This window comes from Pseudomonas sp. LBUM1664 (assembly GCF_059695895.1).
Window position 1 is genome coordinate 3,765,690 of the sequence record NZ_CP166791.1, and the last position, 21,271, is coordinate 3,786,960.

Consider the following 21,271-nt stretch of genomic DNA (forward strand, 5'->3'; position numbering starts at 1 on the left):
GCTTATAGACCGAACAGGGCCTTGGCAATGATGTTGCGCTGGATTTCCGCAGTGCCGCCGTAGATGCTGCACGCGCGGCGATAGAACAGCTCGGCAGCCAGCCCCGGCGCGAAGTCCGGACCAACAAACGCCTGGTCTCGCAATGCATGGTCTTCGTTGGGATCGGCATAGAACACCGGGCCATAATCGCCCAGCACCTCGACCAGCATTTCAGTCAGTCTCTGATGCATTTCAGAGCCGCGAACCTTAAGCATTGACCCAATGGCCATGCCCTGCCCTTGTTCATCCAACCCGTCATGCAGGACTTTTTTGACCGTCATATCAATCGCCAACACTTCCAGCTCGTATTGAGCCAGGCGCATGGCAAAGGCTGGGTCATCGAGCAAAGGTTGAGCGCCGGCACGCTTGCGGGAGGCATAGCGCCGGATCTTCGCCAGGTACCGCTTGAGTGCTGGTGCTTCGGCGCCCAGGAACGCACGCTCATCAAACAACAACGCCTTGGTGTACCCCCACCCCTGGTTCTCTTCACCGACCAGGTTTTGCGCAGGCACCCGCACGTTGTCGTAAAACACCTCGGCCAGATGATGACAACCGTCCAGGCTTGGAATCGGTCGCACGGTCACGCCCGGCGATTGCATATCCACCAGCAGAAAAGAGATGCCGCGTTGCGGTTTGGCGCTCAGGTCGGTGCGTACCAGGACGAAGTTCCAGTTGCCGTAGATGCCCCAACTGGTCCAGATTTTCTGGCCATTGACCACATAATGGTCACCGTCACGAATCGCCGTTGTGCGTAATGACGCCAGGTCTGAGCCGGAGCCAGGTTCAGAAAAACCTTGGACCCAGAATGTCTCACCTCGTTGGATCGGCGGCAGGAAGCGCTTTTTTTGCTCCTCGCTGCCAAATTTGTAAATCACTGGTCCTACCAGACTGACACCCGCCTGGTTTTGCAGGGGAGCCCCCGCCAAGTAGCACTCCTCCTCAAATATATAACGTTGCTCAGCGCTCCAACCGGTACCGCCATGCGCCACTGGCCAGAACGGCACGGACCAGCCAGCCTCATGCAGGATTCGGGTCCAACGCAATGAGTCGCTGTCGTCCGGCAAATAGCCCTGTTGCCCACGCCAGGCAAGATCCTCAGGCAAGTGAGACTTGAGAAACTGTCGAACTTCATCGCGAAATTTTTCGCTGGAAGGATCGGGAGTGAAATCCATCAGGTAGTCCTCTTGGAGGTCTTAGCGGAAGGAGATGGTGTGCCCGCCGTCCACCGCGATGGTCTGGCCGTTGATATAGCCGCCCGATGGCGAGGCAAGCATCACGGCAAGTCCGGCAATTTCGTCAGTCTCACCAAAACGCTTGGAGGGATTGCGCCCGTTGTACCACTCGACCATGGCTGGGTCCTCCCACTGGGAACGGGCCATCTCGGTCTTGAAAGTGCCCGGCGCGATGCAATTGGCCGTGACGCCCCGACTGGCAAATTCATTGGCCATGTTGCGCACCAACTGCATGTCTGCGGCCTTGGTCAAACCGTAGGTACCACTGACCGGGTCGCCCAACAGACCGACGATTGAGGCAACAACGATGAAACGTCCGTAACCGCGCTCAAGCATGGCAGGCAGGGTCATTTGCGTCAGCCAGATGCTGCTTTGCACATTGACCTGCATGAATTTGTTAAAGGTTTCCTCCTGAAGATCCAGTACCGAGCCTCCCCAGGGATGGATGGCGGCATTGGCCATCACGATGTCAATCCGCCCCCAGGTTGCAAGGGTGGTATCCACCAGATGTTTCAGCTCGTCCTTGCGGCCAATATTGCATGGCACGGCGATAGCTTCGCCTCCGGCGTCGCGAATCTGTTGAGCCGCCGTTTCACAGGCGTCCGCTTTACGGCCCGAAATCACCACCTTGGCGCCGTGCTCTGCCATGCCTTTGGCACTGGCGAATCCAAGCCCGCGGCTTGAGCCGGTAATAACGGCAACCTTGTCGTGGAGATCAAACAGACTGGAGGTCATCTTGTTTTTATCCTCGAAATTTATTCGCACAGCGAATGTTGAATCTGCTGTGCGAATCAATGTAGATTAATCGCAATTCGTTTACAATACCGAACGACGTTCAGAGTAATGACAGAATGGGGAACACCGATAAGGATCGTCAGTACATCACTGCCCTGGCGCGTGGCCTGCAAATTCTGCGTTGTTTTACCTACGATCGGCCTGAGCTGACCGCGCGCGAACTGATAAGCATGACGGGGTTGCCGCAACCCACGGTCTGGCGCCTGTGCTATACGCTTGAGCGCGAGGTTTTTTTGGTGTGCGCGGGCGACAACAGCAAAATGGCCTTGGGCTTACCGGCGCTCGCGCTCGGTTATGCGGCGCTGGTGCGCGCCGAACTGCCCAAGCTCGCCCTGCCCTATATGCAGTCGTTGACCGAACATTATCGGATGGGGGCCTCGTTATCGGTTCGCGATGGCCTGGACATGCTCTATCTGCAACGCACCCACGGTGACTTCGTTTACTTCAACGACCCGGTCGGTGCGCGCCGTCCCTTGGCATCTGCACCGACTGGTTGGGCGTGCCTGGCCGCTTACGACGACGAGGAACGTCAGCGCGTTTTGGACGGCCTGAAAGCTCGACATCCAGATATCTGGCCCGTGATTCATGACCGCATCAGTCAGGCAATGACGGACTACCAGGCGCACGGGTTCATCCTCAGCATCGGCGTCATGCACAGTCAATTCAATGCCGTCGCCGTGCCCATTCGCACTAGGGAAAGCGGAAAAACCTACGGTCTCTCCGCCTCGGGCATGGCCTGCGATTGGCCCCGTGAAAAACTGCTGGCCATCGGTGCCGAGCTTGTCGATCTGGCGAGCAAACTGTCCCTCGTTTCCAACTGACCGCGTAAACATCAACCCAGGAGTAAAGAATGAACAACAATAATTTACCGATCCTCGTCACTGGCGGTACGGGCGCCCAAGGCGGTGCAACGGCCCGGGCGCTGTTGGCGGCCGGACACCCCGTGCAGATTCTGACTCGCTCGCCTGCCTCTGCTGCTGCGCAGGCGCTGCTCAAGCTGGGGGCAAGTGTGGTTGCGGGTGACATGGATGAACCCGCTTCTCTGGTCGGTGCACTGCACGGTGTTTACGGCGTGTTTTCGATACAGGTTCCAGACAGCTCGGGGACGGACAGCGAACGCAAACAGGGATTCGCGCTGGTGGATGCTGCCCACGATGCCGGTGTGCAGCACTTCGTGCACACCTCCGTGTGCGAGGCAGGTAGGCACACGAGCTTCTCACGCTGGGACAGCGGCTATTGGTGGCAGAAGTACTGGACGGATAAATGGGACATCGAAGAGCGCGTGCGTCACGCCGGCTTTGCGGTCTGGACCGTGCTAAAACCCGCTTTCATGCTGGACAACTTCATCCTGCCCAAAGCCCAATTCATGTTCCCACACCTGGGCGACGGCAAAATCATTACAGCTTTTCATCCTCAGACCCGCATGCAAATGACCACGGCTGATGACGTCGGTGCCTTTGCACGTGCAGCGTTTGAACACCCTGACCTGTACAACGGCAAAAACATTGATCTGGCCAATGAGGCGCTGACGATGGATGAGGTTGCCGCACTGCTGAGCGGTGTGCTGCACAGGAACATCATCAGTGAATCGGTCTCTCCTGACCAAGCTGTCGCGGCAGGGCTCTTCCCAGGCTGGGTGCGTTCGCAGGAGTGGACCAACGAAGTTGGTTATCGCGCCGACATCAAGGCGTTGACTGCCTACAACGTGCCACTTACACCACTGGAGCAATGGGTAAAAACCCACGCAGGTGAGTTTCCAGGCTGATACCTGCCAGTGCGCGTCACGACTCCAAGGAGCCATGCCATGTCCAATCTGTATGATTTACCTTCGCAAATTCAGGTGACCGCTGAAGGCGGCCTACGCTTGATCACCCTCAATCGCCCCGACGATCTCAACGCGTCTTCAACCGAAATGTTATTCGCCTATCCGAAACTTTTTCGCGCCTTGGCCGAAGACAATGAAGCCCGTGTTGCCATCCTGACGGGCGCCGGTCGCGCCTTCAGTGCTGGCGGCGATTTCCAGCACTTCGTCAAAACGCTGGACGACTCGGACTTTGCTCGGTTGGTGCAGGAGAATGCCCGTCGCACCATCCTCAGCTTCATTGATCTGCCCATTCCCATTATCGCTGCGGTGAACGGCCCGGCGGTGGGTTGGGGTGCAACCATGGCCACCCTGTGCGACATCGTGTTGATGTCGGAGAAGTCATTCATGGCCGAACCGCACATCAATATCGGTCTGGTAGTTGGCGATGGAATTTCGGTAGCCTGGCCGTTGTACACCAGTCTGTTAAGAGCCAAGGAATTGATCTTTACCGGCGATCGCATCACACCACAGCAAGCCGTGGAATACGGTTTGGCCAATCGAGTGGTAGCGCCGGACAAGTTGATGGAAGAAGCTCGCGCGCTGGCTGAAAAACTGCTCAAGCAACCGAGCCAGGCGCTGCGTGAAACCAAAAAAATCATGAACAGCTACCTGCACCGCAGCGCTGCACAGGTGCTCGACACTACCTTAGGGCGGCAGCTCGCGGCCACCTTGAGTGAAGAGCATCACAGCATTGCGACTGAGTTTATTGCCCAGCAAAAACGGAAGCAGAAGAAACCTTGATCACATCCAGACCGGCAGGCGCAATACTGCGCGGCTGACCTTATACGCTTTTATCGATTGCCCTCCCACGATATCGACTATTCATGAACGATGTTCACATATACACTTCGGTGACCTCGAACTACAGAGGCGGCTTATCCTGGTATTCGCCCATGTCCTGAAAATGACCATCAATTGTTCAAGGATCGCCCCATGTTGAAAAATCGGATTACCCAACTGTTCGGCATCAGGTACCCCATCGTTCAAGGTGGCATGCGCTGGGTCGCACGGCCTGAATTGGTGGCCGCTGTGGGCAATGCAGGTGGTATTGGTTTTCTGTCCGCACACAGCTCCCCGACAGGCGACGCCCTGCGCCAGCAGATCGACAAGGTCCGTACCCTTACCGACAAGCCATTTGGCATAAACCTCACGCTTTTACCCCATGCTCATGACTTGGACTACGACGGTTACGTGCGCGCAATCGTCGGCAGCCAGGTAAGGTTCGTCGAGACCTCTGGCAGTAATCCCGCCCGCTATATCGATCAGTTGAAGTCAGCCAGCATAACCGTCATCCATAAATGCGTCACCGTTCGGCATGCACTCAAGGCTCAAAGCCTTGGGGCGGACGCGGTCTGCATCGACGGCTTCGAGTGCGCCGGCCACCCTGGCGAAGAAGATGTACCGGGACTGGTGCTGATACCGGCTGCAGTGGGTCAGTTAAAGATTCCGGTGTTGGCCGCAGGTGGCTTCCACGACGGGCAGGGGCTGGTCACCGCGCTGGCATTGGGTGCCGAAGGGATCAAAATGGGTACCCGTTTTTTGATGACCCAGGAGTCCCCCGTGCCAGCGGCCATCAAACAGGGTTTTCTAAAGGCCAGCGAGCGCGACACCCTGCTGGTCGGTCGCAGCCAGGGCGACAGCATTCGTGTCTGGCGTAACAGCATCAGTGAGCAAGCCGTCGCACTGGAAAAGCACGGCTCCCCTACTTTCGCTGAACTGCAACTGCTGATCGGCGCCAAGCGCTGGATGACAGCCATGGAAAACGACGACATCAATGGTGGAGCGCTGCCAATCGGCATGGTCATCGGATTGATTGATGACCTGCCCACTTGCACGCAGCTGATAGAACGTATCGTCCAGCAGGCTCGCGAGATCATCAGCCACCGATTACCGTCGTTGCTGGCTATGGGTTGAAGCCCCCGGCGTGGGCAAACATGGCAATTCCCTGTGCGGTGGGAGCAGTCAAAGAGCGAGTATGCGCCGTCAGGAAGAAGCCCCTGCCCGGGCCATCAACCGACCGACCATAACCGCGCCAGATTCGTCGGCATGGGCGGGTATGTCAAAAGACTGAGTAGACAGAACGGCGTCCAGTTCATCCAGAATCTGCTCGGCGCAGAAATCCGCCGACGCGAAGCAAGCGCCCTCGGTCTGTCCCACAAAGACCCGCGACAAATGTACTCCTGCACTGTGGAACAACTCGCCGTTGGTGGGGCAGCAAGCATGGGATAACAGGGCCACGACTTCGGCGACGTGACTCGGTGGCATGAGTGCCTCCAACCCAGCCGGCACGTTCTGCCCTTCCCAAGCTCGCGTATGGGCAACAGGAGCGACGCAGTTGACGCGGATACCGAACGCCTGCCCTTCGTGAGCAAGGTATTTGGCGAACCCCGACATCGACGATTTCACCAGCGAATACGCCGGCATCCCGGAACGCCCGAACAGCCCTGCGGCCGAGTTGATCAGGACGATGCGGCCAAATCCCTGGTCCTTGAAGTGCATCCAGCTCTGCTTTGCAAGCTCCCAGGCAGCGACGGTATTGACCCGCAACGAGACGTCGAAGCCTTCGCGTGTGGCGTCCTCGAATGAGGTCATCGGCATCACCGGACTGGCGTTATGAACGATGATATGCAACCCACCGAAATGCTCGAAAGCCGCCTTGAGTGTCACGGCTACGCCTTCGGTACTGCCAATGTCGGCCATGACAGCGACAGCCTTGCCGCCGTTGGCGATTATCTCGTTGACCACTGACTGTGCGGGAGCCGCATCACCGCCAGCATTACCACTCAAGTCACAACCGAAGTCGTTGACAACAACGCTGGCGCCGCGAGCGGCCAGGCACAACGCAATAGCACGGCCCAGGCCCCGTCCAGCGCCCGTGACGACAGCGACCTGATGATCAAAGTGCAGGCTTTTGAGGTTCATGCCCAGAGACTCCGACCGCGAACGTGCGCGGCATTCTTATTGTTGGAATTGGTCGCGTTCAGTTCATGCAGCCTCGGGAAATCAAACTCTGCCGTTGACCGCAATCGACGCCCCGGTGATCGCCGCCGCCGCGTCAGAGGACAGAAACAGAATGACCTCGGCAATCTGCACCGGCTGCACCCAGCGCGTGAAGTCGGCATCGACCATATCCGCTCTGTTCTGCGGCGTATCGATGATCGAGGGCAAAATCGCGTTCACTGTGACCCCGTGATCCTTGAGTTCTTCAGCCACCGCTTCGGTCAAGCGCATCACACCGGCCTTGGAAGCTGCATAGGCCCCCATACCCAATGCTGCCTTGCTGGCAGCGCCGGCGGCGATGTTGATGATGCGTCCTGCGCCACTGGCTTTCAGATGTGCGAGCGAGGCTTTGCAGGCCGTCGCAGCTGTACGCAGATTCATCTGGTACAGCAGATCCCAGGTCGCCAGGTCGCCGTCCTCCAGGGTTTCCCAGCGAAACCCACCGGCAACGTTGATCAGCGCATCCACGCTGCCAAAGCGTCCCTTGACCTTGGCCAGGGCACTTTGTGCGGCTTCCAGGTCAGTCAGGTCGACGTCGCCCAGTAACAACTGCCCGCCGAATTCGGCGTTGATAGCAGGCTGGGCCTGCACCGCGCGGTCTACCAGTGCCACCTGCCAGCCAGCCTGCGCAAATGATCGGCCTACGGCAACACCCAGGCTGCCAAAGCCGCCGGTAATCACTACGGTCTTGCTCATGTCAGATGCCCTTGCAAATACAGTGAATGTCAGCGGCCCTTGAACACCGGTTTACGTTTTTCCCGGAAGGCATTGACCGCTTCCTGGTGGTCTTCGGTCTGGTTGGACAAGGCCTCATAAGCGAACGAAGCATCGATCACCGAGCTGACAATCTGCTTGAGACTGATATTGACCGCGAGCTTGGTCCACTGGATGGCTTTCGATGCGCCTTGGGCGAGCTTGAGCGCCATGGCCTGGACCGTTGCATCAAGCTCTTGGGCTTGGACAGCATGGTTGATCAGGCCTATACGTGCAGCCTGTTCGCCCGTCAAAGGCTCGCCGGTCAGCAAATACTCCTTGGCCTTCGCATAACCGATCAACTGCGGCCAGATCGCGGCGCCGCCATCGCCCGCGACAAATCCGACGCTGACATGAGGATCACCGATCTTGGCCGTTAACGTGGCGTAGGTCAGGTCACAAAACAGCGCCAGGGTGGCGCCCAGGCCAATGGCGTGACCGTTGATCTTGGCAATGATCGGCTTGGGGCAATCAAGCATCGAAAAAAGCAGTTGTTTACCGCGGCGCATGCCTTCGATAAAGCGCTGGGGTTCGTCAATAACCCGCTGCATTTCTTCGAGGTCTCCACCCGCACTGAACGCGCGACCCGCACCGGTCAGGATCACGACACGGGTCTCGTCATCGTAGCCGGCTTCGGTGAACACTCTGCCCAGCTCCTCATCCATGACCTCATCGACTGCATTGAGTGAATCGGGACGGTTGAAGGTAACGGTCAAAATGCCGTTTTCATCGCGCTCCAGCTTGAGCGCTTTATAGCTCGAAAAATTCATTCAGGTACCCTTTGGCCGGGGGTTATGTCCCGGAGGCCTATCGCTTTAAGGTGCAGGACAATCAGACTTCAACCATGGTGAAATCGACTTTGGCGGCACCACACTCAGGGCAGATCCAGTCTTGCGGAATATCTTCCCAGCGCGTCCCTGGTGCAATACCTTCTTCTGGCAGGCCCAATGCTTCGTCATAAAAAAAACCACAGAAAATGCATTGCCACTGTTTCATGTCGACTCCTTAGTTGACGTCCCAGACCAGCGGCAGATGGAGCACGCCATTCACCGACCCTGAAGCGGTACGTGGCTGATCACCTGGTTTGATGCGAAAGTCTGGGATGCGCTTTAGCCACTCCTGCAAGAACACCTTGATCTCGGTCCGGGCCAGAAACGAGCCAGGGCAACGGTGCGGACCATTGCCGAAGGCCGCGTGGATCACCGGTTTGCGAGTCAGGTCGACATCCATCGGATCGCTGAAACGGCGCTCGTCCATCCCAAAAAGTGCGTTAGGCACCTGAATCTGATCTCCGTCCTTGAGTGGCACGCCCTTGAACTCGAAATCTCCGGTCACTACCCGCGCGGTGTTGGTCACGCCGTGGCGACGAATCAATTCGTCGACCGCGGTATTAATCAATTGTGGATCATCCACCAGTTGTTGGCGTTTTGTCGGATGTTCAGCCAGGAAGCGACAGATGAAACTCATCATCGAAGCGACGGTATCCAACCCACCAAAGAGCACCACAATGAGCATGCCAAACATGCGCTCGGGTCGAATCGGCGCGCCATCGATCTGCGCATTGACGATCAGGCTGATCAAGTCTTTGCCGGGGTTCAGCGTACGTTCCTGAATCCACTTCCCAAGGTAACGCTGCAGCAAAACCTGTGACTCGGTACGATCTTCCAGCGTGCCGCGCACGGCCATCTCGGCCATCTCCAGTAACTCAAGACGATCGCTGCTGGGCAGGTCCACCAAGCGTAGAAAGATCAGGATCGGTAGCATCTTGGCGAAGTCGTTGACGAACTCACACTCGCCGTTAGCCTCAAACCCCTCGATCAACTCGATCGTCAGCGCTCTGACATCGTCTTCCATCGAGGCAATGGCCTGCGGCAGGAAAGACGGCGTGATCAACGCGCGGTAATCGGTGTGTTCCGGAGCGTCCAGCTCCAACGGAACCAGCGTTATTTGCGGGGAGGGCGGAATATTGACTATACGATGTGAGAAACGGGCGCCATCCTTCTGGATGACTTCGATATCCTCCGCACGGGTAGCGATCCAGTGTCCGCCGTTATAAGGCGACCAGACGATGTCTGGACCGTCATGCAAAACCTTCCAGGCAAGATGCACATCGGTCTCGGCCCCTACAGGGTGAAGGTAGTCGAAATCAATGACCAGATGGGGTGGGACATGTGCAGGCACTGTCCAGTGATCAGGGTAAGTCACGTTACTCCCTCCTCTGCCGCCTTGAGTCGGAACAGCGGCTGTTATTGTTGTTTTATTAGCATCGTTTATTGAGGCGGCCTGTTTCAGTTACAGCACTGCGTCTGCCAGACTTAAACAGGATCCCAGGTGAAGACATCACCCGAGCGGTCCATCGGTACGAATGAGCCCTTTAGCGCAGGCATACCATGCTCAGCCAGCGTTTCCGGGGTCCAGCCTTCCGTACGCTGTACAGAACGAATGGGGCGTGGCTGGCTCATCAAGAAAATCTCGTTATTGCGCACGGCAAAGACCTGCGCATTGACCTCGGCCGCCAGATCGCTGGCCAGATAAACGCAGATAGGCGCAATTTTTGCCGGCGTCATTTGTTTGATTTTTTCGACACGGGCCTGCTGCTCAGGCGTATCGGTAGGTATGGCGCCAATCATTCGACTGAACGCGAAAGGCGCGACACAGTTCGACCGAACATTGAATTTCTGCATGTCCAGGGCGATGGACTTGGACAGTGCCATGATGCCCAGCTTCGCGGCGTTGTAGTTGGCTTGGCCAAGGTTACCGATCAGACCGGAGGTCGAAGTCATGTGCACGAAGCAGCCCGACTCCTGTTCCTTGAAATAGTTGGCCGCGGCACGGCTGACATAGAAGGTCCCGTAGAGATGGACCTTGAGCACCGCGTCAAATTCTTCGGCCGTCATTTTGTGGAAAAAACGGTCGCGCAGGATGCCGGCGTTGTTGACCACGACGTCAACGCGTCCATAGGTCTGCACCGCTTGCTCGATCAACCTGGTGGCTGCCGCCGGGTCGCAAACGCTATCGGTATTGGCTACCGCGTCACCGCCGGCCGCCCTGATCTCGTCCACAACTTTCTGCGCGGGCCCAACGTCCTGGCCCTCACCGCTGACAGACGCCCCCACATCGTTGACCACCACTTTGGCGCCGTACTTCGCCATGAGCAGTGCAATGTCTCGCCCGATGCCGCCACCGGAACCTGTGACTACGACCACCTTGGCCTTAACCATATCCGTCATACCTGATTCCTCGATCATGAATGCTCATCACCAAAAACCTGGCTAGCTCGGTTACCACGAGCCGCTAACGATCCATTCGCAGTGATCATTTTTCATATAATACTGAACGACGTTCACATATGCAAACAAATCAATCGTTCAGAAAACTCAAAAAAAGCTGCACCCAGAGCAAATGCTTTCTATAAATAAGCCATGTCTTCGTCTAGCCATTAGCAATGGCTCGACGTTTGCGGGGAATTCAAGATCAAAAGGAATTGTTAAACGGTATTTGATATGATGCACGCCAACGTCAAACAGTACCGTTTTATGCGATAGCGTTGACATCATCTGGACGGTTTTGATTAATCATGAAAAAGGTATTACACGTGGATAGTGCTGAATCTCAAGTATCCATGGGCCCACGCTCTGTAACGCGAATCCTGGGCCTGTTCGAAACCCTGGCTAAAGCCGTTGACGGGCTTTCTCTTGCCGAACTGAGCGTTACTCTGGATTCCCCAAAAAGCAGTTTATTGACCTTACTGCGTCCGCTGGTGGCTGAAGGTTATCTCAGTCACGGTAGCAATCGTTATCGCCTGGGCCCATTCATCTACCGGCTGGCCGGGGACATTCTGGCCACCCGCAACTTCCCCAAGCTGATGCGTCCGTATCTTGAAGAGCTGGCCATCAAGTCCGGTGAAAGCGTGTATCTGTCTGTGATCGACATGGAGTCACAGATGGTGACCCATATTGACGGTATCGACTCGCAGAACCCGGTGCGTTACGTATCGCCATTAGGCGCTCCCCGTCCCCTGCACTGCACAGCGCCTGGCCGCTTGCTACTTGCCTATCAGGATGAGCGTACCCAGGATGCCTATCTCAAGTCGGCCAAGCTCAAGGCCATGACCTGGCGCACAATCACTGATCGCAGCGCGTTGAAAAAGCAATTGAAAGAGATTCGTGAAAACGGCGTCGCCATAAGCATCAGCGAGCTCAGCGAAGGAGCAGCCGGCATTGCAGTACCGGTGCATAACACGGACGGTACCGTAGCGGCAGCGTTGGTAATCGCGGCACCTGCTGAACGCATGCAGCACAAACTCAATGAGCTGCGTGAGCTGTTGATCTCCGTTGGGACCGCTGCGTCCGGGCTACTCGGTAACGCATGACCAACGACAGCCCCCTCCGATTCGATCATGGCGAATCGGGGGGTGCACTGCTCCCTAGACGGGCTCACGCCGAGCGATAATTTTTCGCGCCTTGAGCAACACCGGCAAATCGATCATCTCCCCCCGCAGCTGTACAGCCCCCTCATTCGAGCATTCAAAGGCCTGAATGACTTCATTGGCCCAAGCGATCTCACGCTCAGACGGGCTGAACACTTGATTAACGACAGGCACCTGGCGCGGATGGATACACATTTTCCCGGCAAAGCCGAGTGCTTTGCCGTGGGCAGCCTCGCGGTTGATCACGTCCTGGTCATCAATCACCACGCTGACCCCATCAATCGGCCCTTCAATACGTGCTACCCGTGACGCAACGACAATCTGGGAGCGCGCGTAAAGCAAGGCCTCATCACTGCCGTTGCAACCGACGTCCAGCTGATAGTCCACTGAACCGAACGCGATGCGCTGCACACCGGGAGCCTGGGCCACAACCATGACGTGGTGGATACCCAGGGCGGTTTCCACCAACGCAATAATCGGCGCCTGAGTCACGCCCCGCAGGGCCAGAAATGGCTCCAGAGTCTCGGCCTTGGGCACCATCACGCTATCGACAGTGATCGATGCCAACAATGCCAGATCGTCGTTGAACCAAGGTGTCCCATAGGCATTGATACGTATGCATACCCGGGTGCCAGCCTCCAGCACAGCCCGCACGTGCTCTCGGGCCTCAGCTTTGTCTGCATCGGCAACCGCATCCTCCAAGTCGATGATGACTACGTCGGCGCCTGATGCCTGTGCTTTGGCAAAACGCTCAGGTCGATTTCCCGGAACGAACAAATAGGAGCGCATGGGGTTTCCTTAAAATCCGCTAACTGCTTTAAGCCAGGGTGGCGGTTGCTTGCATGGCAACACTGCCGTCCGGCCCTTGGGCCCATAGCAGCACCGTTGCACAATCATCATCGGGCAATCCACAGAGGGTGAACGACGCGATATCGAACAGCGGCCGCAACGCCCGAAAACTGAAGTGTTTAAGCCTGACGCCCGGCATCTGTCGATGGAGTAAATCGAGCAGCAAGGTGGCGATCAGCGGTCCGTGCACCACCAGCCCCGGATAACCTTCTGCAGCCTGTGCGTAAGGCCGATCGTAATGAATGCGGTGTCCGTTGAAAGTCAGTGCCGAGTAACGAAACAGCAGTACGGGGTCCGGCGTGAACTCGCGGATCCACAAGGGCTGGCGCTCTGCTGGTGTCGGCGCCGGTGATGGCGTCCCTGGTTGAGGATGATCCCGATAGACGAGATCTTGCTCTTCCCGGATCAGAACCCCGTTCGAGTCTGCGATTTGGTGCTCCACGGTGACGAATATCAGTTCACCGCTACGACCACTCTTGTGACTCACGTCGAGAATGGTCGAGGTGCGCTCAACCGAACTACCCACCAAAGGGCTGCGAAGAAACTCCAGCCGCCCACCGGCCCACATTCTACGTGGCAGCTCAATGGGCGGCAGGAATCCACCCCGTCGCGGATGACCGTCATCTGCGATGGCGGACTGTTGCGCCAACGGTAAAAAATACAACCAGTGCCATAGCTCAGGCAGAGCGTCACCCAGACCCGCTGAAACCGGCTCACGGTCCAGGGTTGCCGCCAGCGCCGTCATGGGCACCCGGGTGAGCTGGTCAATCTGGTGCTCCCGCCGACCGATCCAGGTTTTCAGATGCTCAATGTCAATGGCCATTTAAATCCCCAATGCCTCACGCACTGCTTGCGCGATGGGTAGCAAAGGGTCCTCCTGGGGGCTGGTGGGGTTGAACAGTTTGTTATGACAAATCGCAACCGCCAGGTTGATGTCGGGATCCGCCCAGCCAATCGAGTTACCCTGGCCTGGATGGCAAATCGCACGTGGGTTCTGCACGCAGGTCACAGGTGGATAGTTGCCACCAAACCAGAAGCCACCGATGGTGATTGGAATCGCAAAGCCGAACATTACGGGGTCAGGTTCTTCGCTGTTGGCTCGTGGCGTGTTCAAGGTGTCGACCAACTCCTTGGACAACAGTCGCACACCATCGAGCTCGCCGCCATTGGCGAGAAACGCCCAGAACCGCGCCTCGGAGCGCGCACTGAAAATCCCCCCTACTCCGGCCACTTCCGCGCGCCGAACATCGGCCCGTTCGAACACTTCGGGAACCAGTGCGACCGGCTCGGGCATGGAGGCGGTGAACAACGGCGGCAGGTACTCGGCAGGTACCGGTACCATGGCATTGGTTTGCTTGGCGACACGTGGCTCAATCTCATCGGTGATACCGATCCACAGGTCTGCAATACCCAGCGGCTCAGCGATTTCCTCGCGCACAAAGCGGCCCAAGGAGCGGTGTTTGAGATCAGCGCGACGAACCAGCTCGCCAACGATCCAACCGAAGGTCATCGACAGGTACAACGTCTTCGTCCCCGGCGTCGCCAATGGCTCCAGTTCAGCGATGGCCTGGGTCATCCAGTCCCAGTCACACATCCGCTGCGGGGTAACACCCGCCGGCATTTGCGGCACACAGGCACGATGCGTAAGCACATCGCGAACGGTGGTCAGTTCCTTACCATTGGCGGCGTACTCGGGCCAGTAATGGCTGACCAGTGCGTCGTAATCAATTTGCCCGCGGTCGGCGAGAATATGCAGGGCGGTGGCAGCAACTGCTTTGGTAACTGAGTAGACGTTGAACAGCGTATCGCCATCGACCGCCTGTGTTCGTGTCTCATCTGTAAAACCACTCCAGGCGTCGATCACCAGTTTGCCATTGAGGTAAGCAGCCACCTGGACACCGATTTCACCGCCTTGGCTGGTGGCAAAATCCAGTGCTTTTTGCACGATAGCCTGTGATTGGGAATCTAAGACGTGAGTCATCAAAAAATCCTCTTATGTCGTCATTGAGCCATGGCGATCGTGGCCAGACCTTCCATTGCCAGGCCATAGCCCAACTCATCCAGAAGCCGGCGCTTGATCGGTTGAGTAAAGGCGACGCGGGTGTAGCGAAGGGTATGCAGGGGTTTGCTTGCCAGTTGCCCGGCTAACTCCCAGGCCCGCGCCAGCAGTTTACCTGCGGGCAGGACTTCAGCCACAACGCCCAACGCTTGGGCTTGAGCCGCACTCAAGCGCTGGCCGGTCAGGAGAAAGTAGCGTCCTCGATTGGCTCCCAACAGCATTGGCCAGACCACCTGCACGCCATCGCCGGGTACGACGCCATGGACGAAATGCGCCAGATCGGCCAGTTCCGTGGTGTCGCTGGCCAGTACGATGTCTGACAGCACCGGGATCTCGGCGTGGATGTAAGCCGGGCCATTGATGGCGCCAATGACCGGAACTTCGATGTCCAGCAAGTTCATCAGCAAATCCTTGCCTTCACGTTGCAAGCGGTGCCATCCAGAAGACATCGGTTCACTCGGTATCTCGGCCATGTTCATCGCTGCGCAAAACGCATCACCGGTGCCGGTAATGATCAGTACACGAACCTCGGGGTCCCGGGCAATCTCACGAAAGCAATCACCCAACTGAGTGTGAACGCTGTCCTCTAGCGCACCCCAGGTCAGCGAGTTGCCATCGGTGTGTAGCGACAACTGGACGATGCCGTCCCTGCGCTCAAGACGGATATTGTTAAAACGCTGTACGTAGTCCTCGAATCGACTCATTGCGCGTCCTCCAGAATCAGGTCGGCGGCGTGCCAGGCCATGGCCATCACCGGTCCGTTGGTGTTGCCTGAAACCATCGTTGGAATCACCGACAAGTCCATGACGCGCAACCCCTGAACGCCTCTGACCCGCAGCCTTGGGTCCAGAACCGAATCCTCATCCGAGCCCATGGCGCAGGTCGAACAGGCATGAAACCCCGACTGTCCGCGACGCCGGAACTCAGCGAGAATTTCTTCGTCGGTCTGCACCTTCGGACCCGGGTGTGTCTCTTCCAGGACCATATGATTCATCGACGCGCTGTTGACGACTTTGCGCATGAAACGGAACGCGGCCACCGAAACCTCGCGATCATAAGGATCTGCCAGGTAATTGGTGATGATTTGCGCTGGATGAGCAGGATCCGCCGAGGTGATTTGTACGCTTCCCAAGCTGCGTGGACGCAATGGGTAGGCAAATAACTGCATACCAGGGAAGGTTTCAAAGCCGTAGGTGGGCGACGAAAAGTCCAGCGAATACGGCGCCATCATCAATTGCGCGTCGGGCCGGTTCAATCCAGGCCGACTTTTGAAAAAACCGCCGATCTGATAAGAGCCCAAGGCCATCAGCCCGGTCTTGGTCAGGAAATAGCGCAGCGCGTGTTTGATCAGACGTACACCGCCAAACTGGCGGTTCTGGCTGTCGCGCCAGTGGCGCAGTCGTACCTGCAAGAAAGAAAGCAGGTGTTCTCGCATGTTGCGACCGACGTTCGGATTGTGCGCAACCACAGGAACACCCAGGCGGGTCAGGTGTTCACTGTCCCCTACTCCAGACAGTTGCAACAGGCGAGGCGTTTCCAATGCGCCAGCGCTGAGAATGACCTCCCGCAGTGCGGTGTAAGACACCAGGGTCCCGCCCTGAGTGCACTCGACACCCACTGCCCGAGTGCCTTCGAACAGCACTCGTCGCACTTGGGTATCAGTGACGATGGTGAGATTCTTGCGATGGCGCACTGGGCTGAGGAAGGCTTTCGCGGCACTCTGCCGGACACCGCCGCTGATGGTGTACGTCAGGTACGCCACACCTTCATGGTCAAGATCGTTGATATCGTCCTTGAGCTGCAGGCCCAGGCCCTTACACGCATTGACCACCGCATCGCCCAGGGCATTGCGTTCACTGTAGTTGGACACTTTCAACGGGCCCTGACCGCCCCGCAGTTCGCTCTCACCCAGCGCGTGGTTTTCAATGCTGCGAAATGCCTTGGCCATGGTCTGCCAACCCCAGCCGGTCGCGCCATTGGCTTCCCAGTCATCGTAATCCTGGGGGTGGCCACGCATGTAGACCATGCCGTTGATGGCACTGGAACCGCCCAGCATCTTGCCGCGCGCCCACATCTCAGTGCTGCGCCCGGTACTTTGGTCCGTCGTTACCGGCAAAAACCAGGCGTGCTTGGGGTCCGACAGCAATTTACCGAACCCTTTGGGCATATGGATCAACGGATTGCGATCTTCCGGCCCAGCCTCGATGAGCAGGACGTTGTTCCGTGAACTTTCGCAGAGACGGTTGGCCAATACGCAGCCAGCCGAACCCGCACCGACGATGATGTAATCGAAATCTTTCATTGGGCTTAACTCTTCAAAAGCCCGTCATGACCGCATTGACCATGACGGGACTGGAGCCAGTTGCGCGAGGGCTATCAGCCAAACTTCACATGAATCGAATGCGGCACCCGCATCATCGTTCCACGCACTTGTGGTGCTGGCTTATCCGGATCAAGGCGCAGGTTTGGTAATCCATCGAGAATCGCCGTCAAAGCGCGGCTCATTTCGACCCGCGCCAGGTGTTGACCAATGCACACGTGCGGGCCAAAGGAAAACGCAAAATGCCGATGCTGTGGCTTGCGAAAGATATTGAAGGCATCCGGGTCGGGGAACTTGCTCTCATCACGATTGGCCGATCCCGCCACCACATCGATAAAGGTGCCAGCGGGGATATTGACTCCCCCCAACACGGCGTCGTTGCGAGCAAAGCGACTCTGCATCAACACCGGGCCGTCCCAACGCAGGGCCTCTTCAATCGCCTGCGGGATCAGCGAACGATCATTGCGAATCGCTTCAAGCTGATCAGGGTTGCTCAAGAGACCGGTCAGCAGAACACTGGTGCCACGATAGGTGGTATCACCCGCAGCGTTGACCAGTTGACGCAAAAAAGAAATCAGGACATTTTCCGGCAGGTATTCGCCATCGACTTCAACCAATGCCAAGGAACTGACCAAGTCATCCCCTGGATTGGCGCGTCGCTCGGCCACCAGCTTGGTGAAGTAATCGCCCAGCTTGCGTGAGGCTTCTGTTCCGTGTTCGATATCCACCGAGACCAGGGTCTGGGCAATCGCCAGCTTATGGAAAATCTTGGCGTCTTCTGGCGGCAACGCCAGTTGGCGATAGATGATGTGGAAGGGATAGTGCAGGGTGAACTCCTGCACCAGGTCCGCTTCGCCCCGGCCCTCGAACTTGCTCATCAATTCCTTTACAACGGGGTCGACCAGCGTCTCACCCCAGGCAGCCACGGTCTGCGGCAAGAAGGCTTTCTGGAAAATCCGGCGAAATCGTGGATGCTCCGGCGCATCCATGGTCGAGATGCTTTGACCGAAGCTGATGCCGATATTGTAGTCATAGGCGTGATTGCCGTAGGTAGCCGGGTCGCCCAGTACCTGAGCCACTTCGTCGTAGCCGAAGACGCTGTAATACTGCGCATCCGCCGGTTTGGTAATGTCACCGTACAGGCCCATCAAGACCCGGTACTCACCTTTGTGCAGCGAACCTTGACGACGCATTTCGGCAATTTTTGCGTAAGGATCAAGGTGATCACCAAACATCAACGCGTCTTCCAGGAATGGGTCAAAGGAAGGATCGTCGAAGTCTTCAATATTCAGTTGTGCACCCATTATTATTATCTCCGGATCGCGTCAGGTATCAGTGCTCGCTGGCCACAACGTCGCCGAAGTCGATGAAGTCACTTCAGGGGTTGAGTCTCGCCAACACACGGGAACATCATTCATATATGCGAACTGCGTTCACTATAATCACAGAGCCCTGTGGCGGCAAGCGCCTCCTCGAAGAAAATTTAGCCGTGCCAAAGTGGAGCATCTCATCGCTGGAACACCCTCACGAGATAGCGATAACAGCCTTAACTGACCAGAAACCCCCCATCCACGGCCAGCAATTGCCCGGTCACGTAGCGAGAAGCAGGACTGGCAAAGAACAGCACAGCGTTGGCGATGTCCTGCGGCTCTCCCATGCCACCCAGCGGAACCCGGCCTTGACCCAGGATCGGACCTTTCAACTCGATGGCTGCTGATGCGGCCTTGGCGCCGGACGTCATGACACCGCCTGGCAGTACGGCATTGACCCGAATGCCGTCGGCGGCAAACTCGAGCGCCGTAGTCCGGGTCAAGGCGTTCACGCCAGCCTTGGAGGCGTTATAGGTGGCGTTGTGGTAGACCACCGCCTGCATCGATGATACCGAGGAGATGTTCACAATCGAGCCGCCGCCCAGGGTTTTCATGTGTTTGATTGATTCACGCAAGCACAGGAAGGTGCCCCTCAGATTGACCGATTGCAGCTTGTCCCAGAATTCGGTGTCGACTTCCAGGAACGGTCGCTTCGGAAAAATAGCTGCGTTATTGACTAGAACGTCCAACCGCCCGAAGTCAGCGACAACTTTGTTAAACAGCACGACAACATCCGCCTCATCAAGTGACGCGCAACGTCCCGACCACTTCGTCCTTGTCCAGGTAGATCAGGTGATAGGACAAGGCGTCGCGCAGCTGCTCTCTTCGCTCGAAGTCATCCTCCCTTGCAGGGTTAGTCCCCAGGTAGCGACTCCTCAGTTGCCTGACGGACCCGAACAGATCACTGGCGTTGTCGATCACGCGAACAGACAGGCTCATCGGTGACCTCACTGGCCTTGACGCTGATCAACGATGCGGGCTTCTTTCCAGCTGAACCAACTGCCAAGGTTCACGTGTTCGGCAAGATCTCCCACCACCATGACCGTGGCTTCGACCCCCAGCCGTTCGCGCAGGCGCTCTTTGATCAGTAGCACCAGACGCCCGCGATCGCCATCGAAGAAGCGCGACATCTCCAGCTTGGCGATGACCGTATCGCGATCATTGGCGCGGCTGAGGACGATCTGATAGCCAAGGCACTGTTCGACGCCTTCAAGCAGCGCCTGCTCGATCTGCGCAGCCGAGAAGGCGCGACCGTTTAGTTGCACGGCATCCCTCACCCGACCGACGACCTTGACGGTCTGGCGCATCGATTGGGGATAGCCCGGGCGCGACTGGATAGAGACCAGGTCGCCGGTACGGTAGCGGATCAACGGCTTGCTGCCAGGGATCAGCATGGTTACGCACAACTCGCCATCGCCGGTGCTGCCCAGGCTTTCCCCGGACTTGGGATCAAGCACTTCGATGAGGTAGTTGAGGCGATGAGGCACCAGTTGGTCGTTGGCGTTACAGGCCGCGATGATCATCGCTTCCTGGGAGCCATACAGGCTGTTGTAGGCTTGCGCGCCCCACAGGCTGTAGAGGTTGTTTTTCAATGCAGGCGTGCACAGCTCGCCGCTCATCATGAAGGCGCGCAGGACGAAGTCCTCGCGTGGGTTGAAGCCCTGCCGCTCGGCTTCCTTGGCCATGGCCAGCAAAAGACCCGGCGCGGAGGCGAGCACTCCGATGCGCAGGTCCTTGAGCAGCTGGAGCGCCTTGGGCCAACCAATCACCGGTGAGTGCGGCCAGATCTTGGCATTGCACAGGTCGAGCTGAGTGCAGACATCACCCAGGGTGTCACCGAAGGAGTGGACCTCGGTGGGTCCCATGATGCCGACTACCGTCTTCTCACCTGGAAAATGCTTTTCGATCACGGCCTGGTAGGCCATGGCCAGTTGGCGATTGCTCGCGTAGCTTTCCTTGCGGTCCCGCGGGCATGGGGTAGCAGGCCCGGTGGTACCCGTAGTCTCGTAATAGAATATGCTGTCTTCCAGCGGGCCGGACAAAATGTCGAAGCCTGCCTCGCGCAAGTCATCCTTGGTCGTGAATGGCAAGGTGACGAGGTCATCCAAGGTCAGCGAACGTTCGTCGACCTGGGCAAGGTGCCTGGCATAGAACGGCGAAGAAAGCTTCACGTGGCCGATCACTTCCCGCAACCGTTCCTGATGCCATGTCGCCAGCGCGGTGTCGCTGAGGACGTCGGTCCAATAGGCATGATGAATCGGATCGTACCGCTTCTTGAATGTGTCTAAATGCTCTTTCATTTCAGCCGCTCGGGTTTGATGGGTTACTGGAGCTCAACGGCCGCTACGTTAGTGACAGAAGTTACAAATACCCAGCTGCGCTATCCCGCAGTTGTGTGCTCACGAATTTCTTGTTAAAAGCACGCGCGATATATGCGCAGGAATAGTTGTTGCGCCTGTCGACACTAAGAAATGAATGAAAGATTAATATCCGCCGAGCAGTTGACAGCCCCGGGGCACACTGGTAATTTCGCCGCACTGCCGCTCATTCCCGCAGTACCT

Annotated in this window: 21 protein-coding genes and 1 pseudogene; 5 read left to right on the forward strand and 17 right to left on the reverse strand. The window is 57.4% G+C overall.

Going from position 1 to position 21,271, the window contains the following annotated elements; genetic code table 11:
- Window positions 1-2: 2 nt before the first annotated feature.
- Both ACA047_RS17450 and ACA047_RS17455 read right to left on the reverse strand, forming a co-directional pair.
- A complete protein-coding gene (locus tag ACA047_RS17450) occupies window positions 3-1,211 on the reverse strand; it encodes an acyl-CoA dehydrogenase family protein (protein ID WP_497351373.1) in 1,209 nt (402 codons plus the stop codon).
- Between the two features lie 21 nt (window positions 1,212-1,232).
- Window positions 1,233-2,006 (reverse strand): SDR family NAD(P)-dependent oxidoreductase, encoded by a 774-nt coding sequence (locus ACA047_RS17455; RefSeq protein ID WP_497351375.1) that lies wholly within the window; start codon window positions 2,004-2,006, stop codon window positions 1,233-1,235.
- A gap of 116 nt (window positions 2,007-2,122) precedes the next feature.
- Between ACA047_RS17455 and ACA047_RS17460 the strand changes: the two genes are divergently transcribed.
- The 4 genes from ACA047_RS17460 (at window position 2,123) to ACA047_RS17475 (ending at window position 5,844) form a co-directional block, all read left to right on the forward strand.
- Window positions 2,123-2,887 (forward strand): IclR family transcriptional regulator, encoded by a 765-nt coding sequence (locus ACA047_RS17460; RefSeq protein WP_497351377.1) that lies wholly within the window; start codon window positions 2,123-2,125, stop codon window positions 2,885-2,887.
- Window positions 2,888-2,916: 29 nt separating this feature from the next.
- Complete coding sequence (locus tag ACA047_RS17465; protein ID WP_497351379.1) at window positions 2,917-3,831, forward strand: NmrA family NAD(P)-binding protein; 915 nt, start codon at window positions 2,917-2,919, stop codon at window positions 3,829-3,831.
- A gap of 39 nt (window positions 3,832-3,870) precedes the next feature.
- Window positions 3,871-4,671 (forward strand): enoyl-CoA hydratase/isomerase family protein, encoded by an 801-nt coding sequence (locus ACA047_RS17470; protein WP_497351381.1) that lies wholly within the window; start codon window positions 3,871-3,873, stop codon window positions 4,669-4,671.
- A 192-nt stretch (window positions 4,672-4,863) separates the two neighbouring features.
- Window positions 4,864-5,844, forward strand: coding sequence for an NAD(P)H-dependent flavin oxidoreductase (locus tag ACA047_RS17475; protein WP_497351383.1), 981 nt, complete (start codon window positions 4,864-4,866; stop codon window positions 5,842-5,844).
- 69 nt (window positions 5,845-5,913) lie between these two features.
- Here the strand turns inward: ACA047_RS17475 and ACA047_RS17480 are convergent, their stop codons facing one another.
- The 6 genes from ACA047_RS17480 to ACA047_RS17505 all read right to left on the reverse strand — a co-directional run bounded on the left by ACA047_RS17480 (window position 5,914) and on the right by ACA047_RS17505 (window position 10,931).
- On the reverse strand, window positions 5,914-6,852 hold the full coding sequence (locus ACA047_RS17480) for an SDR family NAD(P)-dependent oxidoreductase (RefSeq protein WP_497351385.1): 939 nt from the start codon (window positions 6,850-6,852) through the stop codon (window positions 5,914-5,916).
- A gap of 81 nt (window positions 6,853-6,933) precedes the next feature.
- Window positions 6,934-7,626 (reverse strand): SDR family NAD(P)-dependent oxidoreductase, encoded by a 693-nt coding sequence (locus ACA047_RS17485; RefSeq protein WP_497351387.1) that lies wholly within the window; start codon window positions 7,624-7,626, stop codon window positions 6,934-6,936.
- A gap of 29 nt (window positions 7,627-7,655) precedes the next feature.
- On the reverse strand, window positions 7,656-8,453 hold the full coding sequence (locus tag ACA047_RS17490) for an enoyl-CoA hydratase/isomerase family protein (protein WP_497351389.1): 798 nt from the start codon (window positions 8,451-8,453) through the stop codon (window positions 7,656-7,658).
- Between the two features lie 61 nt (window positions 8,454-8,514).
- A complete protein-coding gene (locus ACA047_RS17495) occupies window positions 8,515-8,679 on the reverse strand; it encodes a rubredoxin (RefSeq protein ID WP_497351391.1) in 165 nt (54 codons plus the stop codon).
- A 9-nt stretch (window positions 8,680-8,688) separates the two neighbouring features.
- Window positions 8,689-9,888 carry a cytochrome P450 gene (locus ACA047_RS17500; protein WP_497351393.1) on the reverse strand — a complete coding sequence of 400 codons (1,200 nt, stop codon included), beginning with the start codon at window positions 9,886-9,888 and terminating at the stop codon, window positions 8,689-8,691.
- A 110-nt stretch (window positions 9,889-9,998) separates the two neighbouring features.
- On the reverse strand, window positions 9,999-10,931 hold the full coding sequence (locus tag ACA047_RS17505; protein ID WP_497351395.1) for an SDR family NAD(P)-dependent oxidoreductase: 933 nt from the start codon (window positions 10,929-10,931) through the stop codon (window positions 9,999-10,001).
- A gap of 347 nt (window positions 10,932-11,278) precedes the next feature.
- Between ACA047_RS17505 and ACA047_RS17510 the strand changes: the two genes are divergently transcribed.
- Window positions 11,279-12,055, forward strand: a complete 777-nt coding sequence (locus ACA047_RS17510) for an IclR family transcriptional regulator (protein WP_497351397.1) — start codon at window positions 11,279-11,281, stop codon at window positions 12,053-12,055.
- 54 nt (window positions 12,056-12,109) lie between these two features.
- Here the strand turns inward: ACA047_RS17510 and ACA047_RS17515 are convergent, their stop codons facing one another.
- From ACA047_RS17515 to ACA047_RS17555, 9 genes and pseudogenes are all read right to left on the reverse strand, one after another.
- The gene (locus tag ACA047_RS17515) at window positions 12,110-12,901 is read right to left on the reverse strand and encodes an HpcH/HpaI aldolase/citrate lyase family protein (protein ID WP_497351399.1); all 792 of its coding nucleotides are present in this window, start codon (window positions 12,899-12,901) and stop codon (window positions 12,110-12,112) included.
- 28 nt (window positions 12,902-12,929) lie between these two features.
- The gene (locus ACA047_RS17520; protein WP_497351401.1) at window positions 12,930-13,784 is read right to left on the reverse strand and encodes an HTD2 family dehydratase; all 855 of its coding nucleotides are present in this window, start codon (window positions 13,782-13,784) and stop codon (window positions 12,930-12,932) included.
- On the reverse strand, window positions 13,785-14,942 hold the full coding sequence (locus ACA047_RS17525) for a serine hydrolase domain-containing protein (RefSeq protein WP_497351403.1): 1,158 nt from the start codon (window positions 14,940-14,942) through the stop codon (window positions 13,785-13,787).
- Window positions 14,943-14,962: 20 nt separating this feature from the next.
- Window positions 14,963-15,724, reverse strand: coding sequence for an enoyl-CoA hydratase/isomerase family protein (locus ACA047_RS17530; protein WP_497351405.1), 762 nt, complete (start codon window positions 15,722-15,724; stop codon window positions 14,963-14,965).
- Window positions 15,721-17,322 carry a GMC family oxidoreductase gene (locus ACA047_RS17535; protein WP_497351407.1) on the reverse strand — a complete coding sequence of 534 codons (1,602 nt, stop codon included), beginning with the start codon at window positions 17,320-17,322 and terminating at the stop codon, window positions 15,721-15,723. Before ACA047_RS17535 ends, ACA047_RS17530 begins: the two co-directional genes overlap by 4 nt.
- A 74-nt stretch (window positions 17,323-17,396) precedes the next feature.
- Window positions 17,397-18,644: a cytochrome P450 gene (locus ACA047_RS17540; RefSeq protein WP_497351409.1), complete on the reverse strand. Its 1,248-nt coding sequence runs from the start codon at window positions 18,642-18,644 to the stop codon at window positions 17,397-17,399.
- Window positions 18,645-18,886: 242 nt separating this feature from the next.
- Window positions 18,887-19,441: pseudogene (locus tag ACA047_RS17545) on the reverse strand (SDR family NAD(P)-dependent oxidoreductase); the annotation flags it as partial.
- Between the two features lie 10 nt (window positions 19,442-19,451).
- Window positions 19,452-19,649, reverse strand: coding sequence for a hypothetical protein (locus ACA047_RS17550; RefSeq protein ID WP_497351411.1), 198 nt, complete (start codon window positions 19,647-19,649; stop codon window positions 19,452-19,454).
- Window positions 19,650-19,657: 8 nt separating this feature from the next.
- On the reverse strand, window positions 19,658-21,010 hold the full coding sequence (locus ACA047_RS17555) for a phenylacetate--CoA ligase family protein (protein WP_497351413.1): 1,353 nt from the start codon (window positions 21,008-21,010) through the stop codon (window positions 19,658-19,660).
- Window positions 21,011-21,271 lie beyond the last annotated feature (261 nt).